Origin of the sequence: Flavobacterium lipolyticum (assembly GCF_020905335.1) — a bacterium.
Lineage (GTDB): Bacteria > Bacteroidota > Bacteroidia > Flavobacteriales > Flavobacteriaceae > Flavobacterium > Flavobacterium lipolyticum.
In genome coordinates this window covers 3,158,529-3,172,703 of record NZ_JAJJMN010000001.1, presented here as the reverse complement: position 1 = coordinate 3,172,703, position 14,175 = coordinate 3,158,529, and the positions used below count along the sequence as shown (strand labels likewise).

General features: G+C 35.1%; 8 protein-coding genes. 4 read left to right on the top strand and 4 right to left on the bottom strand.

All coding sequences use genetic code 11. The features are described 5' to 3' along the window. Positions 1–433 precede the first annotated feature (433 nt). Together LNQ34_RS13760 and LNQ34_RS13755 are read left to right on the top strand one after the other, a co-directional pair. Entirely contained in the window at positions 434–1,858 is a 1,425-nt protein-coding gene (locus LNQ34_RS13760) for a sensor histidine kinase (protein WP_230000152.1), read from the top strand. Continuing rightward, entirely contained in the window at positions 1,848–2,237 is a 390-nt protein-coding gene (locus LNQ34_RS13755; protein WP_202702655.1) for a response regulator, read from the top strand. Before LNQ34_RS13760 ends, LNQ34_RS13755 begins: the two co-directional genes overlap by 11 nt. Here the strand turns inward: LNQ34_RS13755 and LNQ34_RS13750 are convergent. The 3 genes from LNQ34_RS13750 to LNQ34_RS13740 form a co-directional block, all read right to left on the bottom strand. Next, positions 2,231–3,379 (bottom strand): C40 family peptidase, encoded by a 1,149-nt coding sequence (locus LNQ34_RS13750; RefSeq protein WP_230000151.1) that lies wholly within the window; start codon positions 3,377–3,379, stop codon positions 2,231–2,233. The two genes, LNQ34_RS13755 and LNQ34_RS13750, sit on opposite strands and share 7 nt — an antisense overlap. 375 nt (positions 3,380–3,754) lie before the next feature. Then, positions 3,755–6,019, bottom strand: a complete 2,265-nt coding sequence (locus LNQ34_RS13745) for an aconitate hydratase (protein ID WP_202702653.1) — start codon at positions 6,017–6,019, stop codon at positions 3,755–3,757. A 126-nt stretch (positions 6,020–6,145) separates the two neighbouring features. Next, the gene (locus LNQ34_RS13740) at positions 6,146–8,917 is read right to left on the bottom strand and encodes a bifunctional aconitate hydratase 2/2-methylisocitrate dehydratase (RefSeq protein WP_202702652.1); all 2,772 of its coding nucleotides are present in this window, start codon (positions 8,915–8,917) and stop codon (positions 6,146–6,148) included. Between the two features lie 443 nt (positions 8,918–9,360). On the opposite strand from LNQ34_RS13740, the gene LNQ34_RS13735 reads away from it, so the two are divergent. After that, positions 9,361–11,859 (top strand): XrtN system VIT domain-containing protein, encoded by a 2,499-nt coding sequence (locus LNQ34_RS13735; RefSeq protein ID WP_230000150.1) that lies wholly within the window; start codon positions 9,361–9,363, stop codon positions 11,857–11,859. Continuing rightward, positions 11,859–13,094 (top strand): exosortase N, encoded by a 1,236-nt coding sequence (gene xrtN, locus LNQ34_RS13730; protein WP_230000149.1) that lies wholly within the window; start codon positions 11,859–11,861, stop codon positions 13,092–13,094. Before LNQ34_RS13735 ends, xrtN begins: the two co-directional genes overlap by 1 nt. A gap of 61 nt (positions 13,095–13,155) precedes the next feature. Here the strand turns inward: xrtN and LNQ34_RS13725 are convergent, their stop codons facing one another. After that, the gene (locus tag LNQ34_RS13725; protein WP_017496734.1) at positions 13,156–14,109 is read right to left on the bottom strand and encodes an AAA family ATPase; all 954 of its coding nucleotides are present in this window, start codon (positions 14,107–14,109) and stop codon (positions 13,156–13,158) included. Between the last annotated feature and the right edge of the window lie 66 nt (positions 14,110–14,175).

The following is a 14,175-nucleotide window of genomic DNA, read 5'->3' as shown; positions in this document are numbered from 1 at the left end:
GTAGTTTTTTTTATACCCTGCAAGAAGAACTTCTTTTTAATTCATCAAAGAATTGTTAAACAAAAACTTTTCTGTTTAACCTTTTTTCAGTTTGTTCTTATCTATTAAATTTTAAAATTGTTTTCCTTTTCTTAGTCTTTCTAATTTAAAACAAGAGCCTTCACAGAATACATTTTATTTATTTACAACAAAACTGGAACAAAAAACAATTATCTCGTAAGAAAAAAAACACTAATTCTAAAATTCTGTTCTTTTTTTACTAAATTTATGCATGCATAAAACAATTTTGAAAAATCAATCTTTTATTAACAATTGTTTATTTTAAAACCGTCAAAAGACAACACTCTCAGTAACCTGATTTTTTTTAAAAGATTCCTTCAACAATAAGCGCTCTTAACAGAAAAAGCAGTATTAACCTCCAAATCTGAAAACTATGTCTAAGAGTCCGTTTTTTAAAAATATACGTTTCCCGAATGTTTTCATTCTATTGATAATTGTATTTATTTCCTGCGCTTTACTTATCTGTATCAACTTTTTCACCATAAAAATACTCTCCGCAAACAGGGCTTATGTCCATGGTGAATCACATTATTCAAAAGGACAAAAGGATGCGGTACGATATCTCATTATGTACCTTTTCACTAAAGATACAAACCAATGGAAGCTCTTTTCTCAGGAATTAAAAGTCCCTCAGGGTGATGGTATTGCGAGGAGATCGCTTTTGAAATATGGAGACAGCGAAATTGCCCGAAAAGGGTTTCTGACAGGACGAAATCATAAAGATGACCTGGATGATATTGTCTGGTTGTTTGTAAACTTCAAAGATGTCTCTTTTTTGGCAAAAGCGATTCACGAATGGGGTCAGGGTGACGAATTAATCGCTAAATTATCCACGTTGGGTCAGCAAGTCGATGGCCAGATCAAACAAAATCTGCTGACACCGGCCAGTCAGCAAAAATTTCTTAACGAAATTAGTACCATCAGCGACAAACTCACTATTAACGAACGTAACTTCCTGAATACATTAGGAGAAGGAACACGAAAAATCAAAAGCCTTCTCATCATCACCAATATTTTTTTTATTCTGATCATCGTAATAAGCGTATGCACTTATTACTCGATTATGGTAAAACGTCTGCTCATTTCGAAGAAAGAAATTGAAGAAAAAAATGAAAACCTAATCCACGTAAATCATGAACTGGACCGATTTGTCTATAGCGCATCACACGATTTAAGATCACCTATAACATCACTAAAAGGATTGATCGAAATTACCCAGCTTGAAGATGACATTCAGCAAGTCAGAGACTACCTGACACTTATGCACAAAAGTCTTATCAGGCAGGATCAGTTTATAGTTGATATTATCGATTACTCTAAAAATAAACGCAAACAAGTTATTATAGAACCTGTCAGTTTAAAAGAAATATTTGACGAATCCATTTCACAGTTGATGCATATTGAAAATGCCAATAAAATAAAATTCACAAAAGAACTGTTAATCGATACCATTCAAAGCGATGACTTGCGTCTGAGAATCATTATCTCGAATTTGCTCTCGAATGCTATAAAATACGCTGACATTAATAAGGAGGAAATGTTTATTTCAATTAAAACTTATACGGAAGAGGGTTACGACAAAATTGAAATAACAGATAACGGTATTGGAATTAAAGATGAATTTAAAAACAATATTTTTGAAATGTATTTTGGTACGAACAAAAACAAAGGTTCGGGATTAGGTCTTTACATTGTAAAAGAAGCTGTAGAAAACATCAAAGGAAGTATTTCTGTTTTCTCTGAAAACACTATCGGAAGTAAATTTATTGTAGCAATTCCAAATTATCATGGAAATTAAGCCCATATTCCTAGTCATTGAAGACAATTTGATTGATCAGCTTGTCATCAAACAACTACTGACAAAAGTCCTTGATATCGATCAGATCATCATTGCGAATAATGGCAGAGAAGGAATTCAGTGGCTTGTTACTAAAAACAATGACCACCCGCTTATCATTTTACTGGATATTCAAATGCCAATAATGAATGGTTTTGAATTCTTAGAAGAATTTCATAAATTAAAAAAAGAAATTAAAAAAGGAATTCAAATTTACATACTTTCATCGACTTTAGATCCTGACGAAATTGCTGCAATTACGGCAAATAAGTATGTAAGTGCTTTTTTAAACAAGCCGTTTCCAATAGATGAATTTAAAACAATACTGCTTAACTATTGAAGAACACGGTTTACCTGAGAAAAACTTCTTTGGTAATAAGGTTCCTTTGTAGATGAAATCATTACCCCACCATGTGTAGAAGAATGCACAAACTTAATCTCTCCTTCGGTCACTTCGACTACCATCCCAACATGATTGATACGGCGTCTTCCGTTAGTTTTAAAGAAAATTAAATCTCCTTTTTGTGCGGCATCGGTGTCAACTCTAACCCCAATTCTGGATTGTTCGATCGAACTTCTAGGCAGTTTAATGTCAAAATTATTAAAGGTGCAAATCATTAATCCTGAGCAGTCAAAACCAGCTTTTGTAGTTCCGCCTGACCGGTAACGAGTCCCAATATTCTCTGTTGCATTTACAATCAATTGCTCAATAAGTTCCAAATTATTACTTATTCCTCTAACAAATGTGGAATCTTTTTTTACAACAGTTTCCTCAGCAATTTGTATGGATGGTGTCGATGTTGTGGTTTCGATAGGCTTTATTTCTTGTAAGGCTGCTGCTTTTTCCGGAGAAACATTAATCTTAAGCAGGTACCCCACTTTTAGTCTCTTTTTAATTGCAGGATTTTGTTTTTCCAGTTCTTTAACGGTTATCCCAAACTCCTTTGCTATCGCATATTTCGTTTCTTTTGACAAAACTTCCCGGGTTACCTCAACCATTGCAGGTTCCTGAACTTTCTCGATTACCGGAACTGTTGTTGCAGTTGTTGTAGCTGTATTGGATGGAATAGCAATTTGCTGTCCGATTTTTAAACCTTCACTTTCCAGAAGCGGATTGACCTTTTTTAAGTCATCAACTGAAACATTGTATTTTTTAGAAATTCCCCAAAGCGTTTCTTTGGCAGCAACTTCATGGGAGCCGGGAGTAGTTTCCGGAGTAACATTTGCAATAATTTCTTCAGGCTTTTTGGCAGCTGTTTTTGCAACTGTTTTATTGCGATTTGGGATTAACAAAACCGAATTTAACTTTAGAACTTTGGGTGCATTAGGATTTGCTGCTGTAATATCTTTTGGTTTTACTCCGTACTTTTTAGCAATTACAGTAAGATTTTCTCCTTGTGAGATTTTATGCTTAATATACTTTTCTTGTGAGAAAGCACCAACACTGAAAAAAAACAAAATTGCTATTAACCTGAAAACCATTATCTGTTACATTTACATCTATTATTATACGCTCTGAATGCAATTACTTTTCTGAATTATAGGCTCAAAAAAAGCAATTATTTTACCCGATAAGCGAATTTAACTTTTTAAAGTAAAAAAAGCATCTTTTTTAACAACTTATTTTGTTGAAATTAACAAACTCGGCATAAAAATTGATCCAACCCCCTGAAATAATGCTTTTTATGAGAAGTTTCATTTTTAAGCCTATTAAAACTAAAATCATACCTCAAAAGCAACTTTCAGCTAAACTTATTGAATACTACAAATGTATTTATTAGTATTCATTTTGAAAATCTACATAAAAAAAATGCTCTGTTTTCACAGAGCATTTTTAATAGGAATAAATCTTAAAGATTAAGCTTTTCCGGCAGCAATTAAGTTTAAAGCTGAACCTGCTACAAACCAGCCAATCTGACCTTGGTTGTAAGTATGGTTCGCCAGAATAATGTCTTTGGTGCCATCGGCGTGAACGAACTCTAATGTTAATGGTTTTCCGGGAGCAAACTGGGTTAAATCAGTGAAATTAATAGTATCATCCTCCTTGATTTTATCATAATCCTTTTCATTAGCAAAAGTCAATCCTAAAAGACCTTGCTTTTTAAGGTTGGTTTCGTGGATACGGGCAAAAGATTTTACCAACACCGCTTTAACTCCTAAAAAGCGAGGCTCCATAGCGGCATGCTCACGCGAAGAACCTTCTCCGTAGTTATGATCTCCCACAACAATAGATGGAACTCCGGCAGCTTTGTAGGCACGTGCTACAGCAGGAACAGCATCGTATTGCCCTGTTAATTGATTTTTAACCGAATTTGTTTTTTGATTGAAGGCATTTACGGCACCAATCAGCATATTGTTCGAAATATTATCCAGATGTCCACGGAAACGCAACCATGGTCCCGCCATAGAAATGTGGTCGGTAGTACATTTTCCGAATGCTTTGATCAACAATTTAGCACCCGTAATGTTTTTACCGTCCCAGGCATCAAAAGGTGCTAATAATTGCAAACGCTCAGATGTTGGGCTTACCACTACCTGAACTCCTGAACCATCTTCAGCAGGAGACTGGAATCCAGGATCTTTAACATCAAATCCTTTTGGAGGCAATTCGTCTCCTGTAGGTTCCTCTAACATTACTTCTTCTCCATCTTCGTTGATTAAAGTATCTGTTAACGGATTAAAACTTAAATCTCCTGCAATAGCCATAGCAGTCACCAATTCAGGCGAACCTACGAAGGCTAAAGTATTTGGATTACCATCTGCACGTTTGGAGAAGTTACGATTGAAAGAGTGCACAATGGTGTTTCTTTCTTCTTTTTCCGCTCCGTCTCTGTCCCACATACCAATACAAGGTCCGCAGGCATTAGCAAAAACAGTCGCTCCAATTTTATGAAAGGTATCAATAAAACCATCACGCTCGATGGTATAACGAACTACTTCGGAACCCGGCGTAATGGTAAATTGAGATTTTGTTTTTAAGTTTTTCGCACTTACCTGTCGGGCTAAAGAAGCCGCTCGGGAAATATCTTCGTAAGAGGAATTGGTACAAGAACCAATTAAACCTACTTGAATCTGTAAAGGCCAATTATTTTTGATAGCTTCCTCTTTCATTTTAGAAATTGGAGTCGCTAAGTCCGGAGTGAAAGGACCATTTAAATGCGGTTCCAATTCAGATAAATTAATTTCGATCACCTGATCAAAATATTGTTCCGGGTTAGCATATACTTCCGGATCTCCTGTTAGATAAGAAGCTACTTTATCGGCGGCATCCGCAACATCGGCTCTGTTTGTAGAACGCAGGTAACGCCCCATAGAAGCATCATAACCAAAAGTTGAAGTGGTAGCTCCAATTTCGGCGCCCATGTTACAAATCGTCCCTTTTCCGGTACAAGACATAGAAGTTGCTCCTTCGCCAAAATACTCAACAATAGCTCCTGTACCACCTTTTACCGTAAGTATACCGGCTACTTTAAGAATAACATCCTTAGGAGCTGTCCAACCTGATAACTTACCGGTTAGTTTTACTCCTATTAACTTTGGAAACTTCAACTCCCAAGCCATGCCTGACATCACGTCTACAGCATCAGCTCCACCAACACCAATCGCAACCATCCCTAATCCACCTGCATTTACGGTGTGAGAATCGGTACCAATCATCATTCCGCCGGGGAAAGCGTAATTTTCAAGTACAACCTGATGAATAATTCCTGCTCCCGGTTTCCAGAAGCCAATTCCGTATTTATTAGAAACAGATGAAAGGAAGTCAAAAACCTCGTTACTTTGTGTTTTTGCCCTTGCCAAATCGGTTGCAGCATCTACTTTTGCCTGAATCAGGTGATCGCAATGTACTGTTGTAGGTACCGCTACTTTAGATTTTCCGGCATGCATAAACTGCAATAATGCCATCTGTGCTGTTGCATCCTGACAGGCTACACGATCCGGGGCAAAATCAACATAATCTACTCCTCTTTTAAACACCTGAGACGGTACTCCGTCCCAAAGGTGATTGTATAAAATTTTCTCTGTTAACGTAAGTGGGCGACCAACAAGCTCTCGTGCTTTATCAACACGACCGGGCATGTTCTCATACACTTTTTTAATCATTTCAATATCAAAAGCCATAAGTATAATTGTTTTTGTGTTTTTTTTTGAACATCCCAAGTTACAAAAAATAGAGGAGTAATTAAAGAAAAAGCCCGAGTTTATCACTCGGGCTCTCTATATATAATGATTATAACTAATCGTAAATTACATCACTAACTGTTTGTTTGAAGGTGCAAACTTAGTTAAATTGATTCCTTCAACTGCAGTGGTATACTCCTCTAGTGTTGGAGTTCTACCCAAAATTGTAGACAATACCACAACCGGTGTAGAAGAAAGTAAAGACTCTCCTTTTTTACCTTCAGTATCCTCCACAACTCTTCCCTGGAAAAGACGTGTAGAAGTTGCCATTACCGTATCTCCTTTTGCTGCTTTTTCCTGGTTCCCCATACAAAGGTTACATCCCGGACGCTCTAAGTACAACATGTTTTCGTATTCTGTACGTGCTGCACCTTTTGGAGCGCTATCGTTAAACTCAAAACCTGAGTATTTTTGTAAAACTTCCCAGTCACCTTCTGCTTTCAATTCGTCTACGATATTATAGGTAGGCGGAGCAACAACCAAAGGCGCTTTAAATTCAACTTTTCCTTTTTGCGCTTCTACGTTTTTCAACATTTGAGCAAGGATTTTCATATCACCTTTGTGAACCATACAAGATCCGATAAATCCAAGATCTACTTTTTTCTCTCCTCCATAGAAAGATAACGGTCTGATCGTATCGTGAGTGTATCTTTTAGAAACATCAGCATTGTTTACGTCCGGATCGGCAATCATTGGTTCAGCAATCTGATCCAAATCAACGATAACTTCAGCATAATATTTAGCATTTGAATCTGGCGTTAAAGCTGGTTTCTCAGAAGTTCTCACCTCTTCAATTCTCTTATTCGCTTTATTGATCAATCCCTGAAGAACGTGTTTGTCATTATCCATTCCTTTATCGATCATAATCTGGATTCTGCCTTTAGCAATCTCCAATGATTCGATCAAAGTATCATCCTCAGAAATACAGATAGAAGCTTTTGCTTTCATCTCTGCAGTCCAGTCTGTAAATGTAAACGCCTGATCTGCATTTAACGTACCGATATGAACCTCAATAATTCTACCCTGGAATACGTTCTCTCCACCAAACTGATGCAACATCTGAGCTTGTGTAGCGTGAACCACATCACGGAAATCCATATATCCTTTCATATCTCCTTTGAAAGTTACTTTTACAGATTCCGGGATTGGCATAGAAGCCTCTCCTGTCGCTAATGCCAGAGCAACTGTTCCTGAATCCGCACCAAAAGCAACCCCTTTTGACATTCTCGTATGAGAGTCACCACCAATAATAATAGCCCACTCATCAATAGTGATATCGTTTAATACTTTGTGGATTACGTCTGTCATTGAATGGTAAACACCTTTCGGGTCACGAGCTGTGATTAAACCGAAATCGTTCATAAATTTCATCAACTTAGGAATATTTGCCTGCGCTTTTTTATCCCAAACTGAAGCAGTGTGACATCCTGACTGATAAGCACCATCAACGATTGGTGAAATTACAGTTGCCGCCATAGATTCTAATTCCTGAGCTGTCATAAGACCAGTAGTATCCTGAGAACCTACAATATTTACTTCAACACGAACATCAGAACCAGCGTGTAATACTTTTCCTGGTGTCGAACCTACAGCATTTCTGTTAAAGATTTTTTCTACTGCTGTAAGACCTTGTCCGTCATGAGAAATTTCTTTTGAAGGAGCAAATACAGTCGGAGCCGTAACCCCTAAAGTTTTTGCTGCGAATGTTTGAAGTTTTTTACCAAATACAATAGCATATGAACCACCTGCTTTGATAAATTCCATTTTTTGAGGAGTAAATGCTTTAGAAATATCGATCAGTTCCTGATCTCCATTGTAAAGTTTTCGCTCTTTAATATTAATTGTTAAAACAGTCCCTGTAGCTACAGAATACGTTTGCTCTAAAATTGGTTCGTCATTTTCATTACGCACAACATTACCTGCTGCATCCACTTTTTTAACCCAGTTTTTAAGGTCAAGACCAATACCACCGGTAACATCAACTGTCGTTAAGAAAATTGGAGAAATACCATTTGTGCCTCCAACAATTGGAGCAATATTTACGAATGGAATATACGGGCTTGATTGTTTTCCTGTCCAAAGTGCTACGTTATTTACACCTGACATTCTTGAAGAACCAACTCCCATTGTTCCTTTTTCAGCAATTAACATTATGCTTTTATCAGGATGTTGTGCCTGTAAAGCTCTAATTTCCTGCTGAGCTTGTGGTGTAATCATACACTGTCCGTGAAGTTCACGATCGGAACGCGAATGCGCCTGATTACCCGGAGAAAGTAAATCTGTTGAAATATCTCCTTCACCGGCGATAAAAGTAACTACTTTAATTTCGTCAGCTACTTCCGGAAGTTTCGTGAAGAATTCTGCTTGCGCGTAGCTTTCCAGAATTTCTTTTGCAACTTCATTATTATTTTTGAATGCCTCTACTAAACGATCTGTATCTGCCTCGTAAAGGAAAACCTGTGTTTTAAGAACTTTTGCTGCATCTTTTGCAATGGCAACATCATTACCCAAAGCTAAATCAAGCAGTACCTTGATAGAAGGACCACCTTTCATGTGAGATAATAATTCAAACGCAAAAGCAGGAGTAATTTCACTTACTACAGCTTCTCCAAGAATAATCTCTTTTAAAAACTCAGCTTTTTCACCTGCAGCACTTGTAGTACCCGGTAAAGTATTATAAATAAAAAATTTAAGCGAATCTTCTCTATACGGATTGTTAACATCCTTAATCTGTGAAATGATTTCGCTTGCTAATTCTGCACCATCGATTGGCTTTGGATGAAGACCTTGGCCTTTTCTTTCCTCGATTTCTTTAATGTAATCTTGATAAGTATTCATAATATTATAGAAGTCTTTTTATTTTTTGTTTGCAAATTTAGCTATTAAAGCCGAGAATTAAAAAAAATATAACAGAACTCGCCTTTTCAAACATTATTATTGCTAAAAAACAATTTTCATTACTTATTTTTGCCAAAATTTCAATTTTATATTAAAAAAATGAATTATTGCCATTTTAAAATCCTTTCTTTAGCAAAGTCGAAATTTGATGCTATAAATGAAGTGAGATTTTACCCCAACTTTAACGAAGAACCTTTCTAAATAAGCAATTATAACGTTATAGTAACCGATTTGTCTTCTCGAATCAGCCTCTTTCAAAACCAAAAAATCATTAAGAATATTTAAAGAAATCTTTAAATCAAAAAAACGAAACAAAAAGTTTATTTTTCAATTATTATTATAACTTTGCAATTCAAAGTTCTTTTAATTAAAAAATACTTTCTATGAATGCAACCAAAATAAACTCTTTTTTAAATGACCAAATTGGAGTAAAAATCAGCCTTATTATTACGCTATTCAGCACAACGATGCTGGCACTTTCTTTATTGGGAAGTAAATCAGATTACGAAAGCTTTGAAATGCTTTCTGTACTCAATATCATTATTCTCCTCCCGTACGGTGCTATCCTTACTTACAACCTATTAAGAAACAAAAAGAACTACCTTCATTTACTTCCTTTCTTATTTCTCAATTGGTTTATCGGATGTTTCTCTACCAATGTTTATGTAAATGTTTTCGAAAATTTACCCCTTTGGGTGTATTGCACAACGTTTCTGTTTTGCTTTTCAAACTTTGTAATTTACAATCGCGAAATAACAAATCGCAACATTAACTTTATCTCTTATTTCATCAACGGCTGTTCCTTTCTCTTAATCGTATATTATGCCGTATTCCTGATACCAATAAGCATGTTTTCTATTATAGGAATTCTTGCCTTAGGACTAGGTTTTTATGGATTAGTGCCCGGAATTGTACTTACAATCCACACCTACATCCTGTCTAAGGTTCTTTTTGAAGAAAAAAACAACACCTATGCGTTCCTCTCAGGCATCGGAATCATTTTAACCAGCCTGATTGTGTTTACTTTTTTATTAAATAGGGAAAGTCAAAAAATAAACCAATATGGCATTACCAAAACATTTGAAGATAATAACGATTTACCCACTTACATTAAAGTTTCTCAGAATCTTAAACCTAATTTTTTGAATGAAATTCTGCTAAAGAAAAACATTGTATACATTGCATCAGAAGACTTCTTTGAATTAGATGGCTTTGGCAGATTTAATAACAATGTTCAGTATCACGAAAGAAAGACTCACAATCCTTTTTTAAATATCGCTTATCATTTTGCAGAAAACATCAATTTAAGCGATGATGATAAAGTCAATATTCTGAAATCTAATTTTGATAAAAGACTTGAATCCGAAGAGCAATTATGGAGTGGACGAGATCTTATTACAAAAAACATTAAGGAAGATGTAAAAATTTATCCAAATGACAGACTCGCTTACACCGAGATTACAATGGATGTTGTTTGCGAAGAAGAAAGCAGGGGGCAGAAAGAAGCTATTTATTCCTTCCAGCTGCCTGAAGGCTCTGTTGCAACTTCTTTGTCATTGTGGGTTAACGGAATAGAAAGAAAAGGTGTTTTGACTACCAAAGAAAAAGCAAAAGAAGCGTACAATCAGGTCGTGGGTATTGAGGCAAGAGACCCTTCATTGATGCAGTGGAAAGAAGGAAACCGAGTTACAGTTCGCGTATTTCCAATTACAAGCGAATTACCCCGAACTTTTAAATGTGGCTTTACAACACCTTTAAAAATTACAGACGATAAACTGATCTATCAAAGTTTGAGTATAAAAGGTCCAAATATCAATAATGCTGCGACTATTTCGAGATTTCAGGTTAATGGAAATACTGAGTTTAAGACTTCAAAAGATTTTGACTTTGCGGATAATTACCACATAAATGAATCTAAAGGTCTGGACAAATGGGAAGCTGAATTCCCTTTAACCCAAAAACCATTGAGCAGCGCATTTGTTTGGAAGAATAAAAGTTATGAGATTAAACCGCTTATCAAAGAAAGGATTGCTTTTACGCCAAGCGAAATCATTCTTGACCTCAATAACAACTGGAAAATAGAAGAACTTGAATCGATACTCAATCTCTCGAAAAATAAATATTTTGTACTTATAAATAATACAAAACAAGAAATCAATACTTCCAATTACGAGAATATTTGGAACCAATTTGACGAATTGAATTATTCACTTCTGCCACTTTTTGATTTACAGGAAAATACTTTGATTATCACAAAATGCGGTACATTTTCTTCGAACTTTGAAGAGTTAGAATCTTCAAAATATTTAGAAAAAATAAGAAAAGGAACAAAAGACAAAGGCTTAAAAGTTATCAATATCTCGAACGAAATAAATCCGTTTTGGCAGACCGCAAAGGAACAGAAATATGTGAATTTTATACAAACAAATCTTAATACTTGTAAAGACCTTATCAGCAAAAAGCATTTCATAAAATTTCAAACTAATGAAAACAGTATTAATATAGAAACTGCCGGAATCTCAATCCATGAAAATTCAGTAATTCAGCAAACAGCTCATACCGGTTCAAATCATTTATACAGAATGTTCTGTTTTGGAAAAGTTTTAAACGATCAGGTCGAAATTCAGGCTGACACTTTAAAACAAAACAAATATGTTGACCTGGCGAAGGATGCCAATATTGTAACTCCTATTTCTTCTTTAATCGTACTTGAGACTGATGAAGATTACAAAAACAACGGGATTGAGAAAAACGTTAATACTTTAGGAAATGCTTCTATCAATAACGACGGAGCCGTACCTGAGCCGCACGAATGGGCGCTATTATTCATCGTTTTATCTGCCATTTTATTCTATTACAGAAAGCAAAAATTAACGAATTAATGAAGAATGTAATTCTACAGAAAAAAACAATACTTGCTGTTTTTGCAATCTTATTGCTTTTTGCCATAAACAGCAAGATATTGTTTATAAATCTAAACAACGATTTCCTTGGAATTCTTGGTTCTCTTTGTCTTTTTATCGTTGGCGGAAGAAAAACAAATTTCAGAATTAATTATTTTTTAATTCCAAGTATTCTATTGTTAGAATTCATCAGCTGGCGTTTAAACACAAAATCAGTTCATTTTCTTTCTATACTATTATTTCTGTGTTTGGTTTTCCATTATTTCACTGGGAAATTTTCCTTTATTGCTTTCATTTGTCTTGTTTTATTTTCGACCCTTTTTAGTGCTTTTTTTGCACACTTAACCTCCGAAATAAAACAAAGTCTTTGCTACATAGTTTATCTGACACTGAAGAATTTTATACCTATAAATAAAATCGAAGGTGTTAATTTTTACATCAATAATGCAAAAATCACCATCGACACTGCCTGCATGGGATTGTCAATGTTTAAGACAGGATTGTTGTTTGGCGCAGTTTTAATGACTCTCGAAGAAAGAAGACTTAAACAATATTACGGCGTTTTTCAGATACTCTCTTTCTGCTTACTTATAATAGCGCTCAATATTACCTCTAATTATTTCAGAATCGTAACCTTAATTTTTTTCAATTGTACTCAGGAAAACTTTTTGCATCACGCTATTGGTTTAATCTGCTTTACCGTTTATCAAATTATACCGATGCTATTCATTATTAAGTATATAAAACCAAAAACCGAAAACAATGATTCAAACAAAATCAAACCTAAAATACTTATTGTATTAGTATCATTTACAATCCTTTTAGCAACCAGTATAAAAATCAAAAATGAAACAGAAACTAGTTTTCATCAGGAAGTTAGTTTTGAGTACAATACAAAAAAAGGCTCTTGGGTAAACAAGGAGGTTTTTAAAATTGAAACTCCTGAGAAACTGACTTATATAAAAACACCCTCTCATAATCCGATGGTTTGCTGGACTGGCTCCGGATACAAAATTATTGAATCTAAGAAAATTGTAGTAAACAAAGAGGAAATATGGTTTAATAAAATGGAGAAAGACAGCCAAAATTATACATCGTATTGGTGGTACGAATCTAATGGCAAAAAATACAGCTCTCTTATTGAAGTTTTACTTATAAAATTGATTTATGGTCAACCCATTTTTTTAATAAACGAAACCTCAAAATCAAATTAAATAAAAAACCCAAACTAGAGATCATTACTAGTTTGGGTTTCTGCTGTTTTTATTGAATCTGTTACATCAGTTTTTTAATAATAACTTCTTCCGTTATTCCTTCGGCATCTGCTTTGTAGTTTTTAATAATTCTGTGCCTTAAAATTCCGGTTGCCACTGCTTTGACATCTTCAATATCCGGCGAGAATTTCCCATTAAAAGCCGCATGGGCTTTTGCTGCTAAAATTAAATTCTGTGAAGCTCTTGGTCCTGCTCCCCAATCTAAATAATTTTTAACAAAATCATTCGACAAAGCATTATCAGGGCGTGTTTTACTCACTAAAGTTACTGCATATTCAATTACATTATCGGCTACGGGAATTCTGCGAATCAAATGTTGAAAATCAATAATTTCCTGTGCACTGAATAATGGGTTAATGACTGTCTTAGCATCAGAAGTCGTACGCTTCACTACCTGAACTTCTTCTTCGAAAGTTGGATACTCCAGCTTTATAGCAAACATAAAACGGTCTAACTGTGCTTCCGGTAACGGATAGGTTCCTTCCTGTTCAATTGGGTTTTGAGTAGCTAATACAAAGTAAGGTAAATCTAACTTATAGTTTTGCCCCGCAATGGTAACCGATCTCTCCTGCATGGCTTCCAATAAAGCAGCTTGTGTTTTTGGCGGAGTTCTGTTGATCTCGTCAGCCAAAATGATATTGGAAAAAATAGGCCCTTTAATAAATTTAAAATGTCTGTTTTCATCCAAAATCTCACTTCCTAAAATATCTGAAGGCATTAAATCCGGCGTAAACTGAATTCTTTTAAAATCTAAACCTAAAGCCTGAGACAAAGTATTAATCATTAAAGTTTTTGCCAAGCCCGGAACACCAATCAAAAGAGCATGACCACCTGAAAATATACACAGTAAAATTTGGTCAACTACGGCATCCTGGCCAACAATAATTTTTGCTATTTCGTTTTTTAATTCGTTTCGTTTCTGAACTAAATTATGAATTGCTGTTACGTCAGACATTTAGATATGTTTTTAAAATTAAAAAGAGTTAGTATTATGAATTCATAAAACTAACTCTTTTTCTTT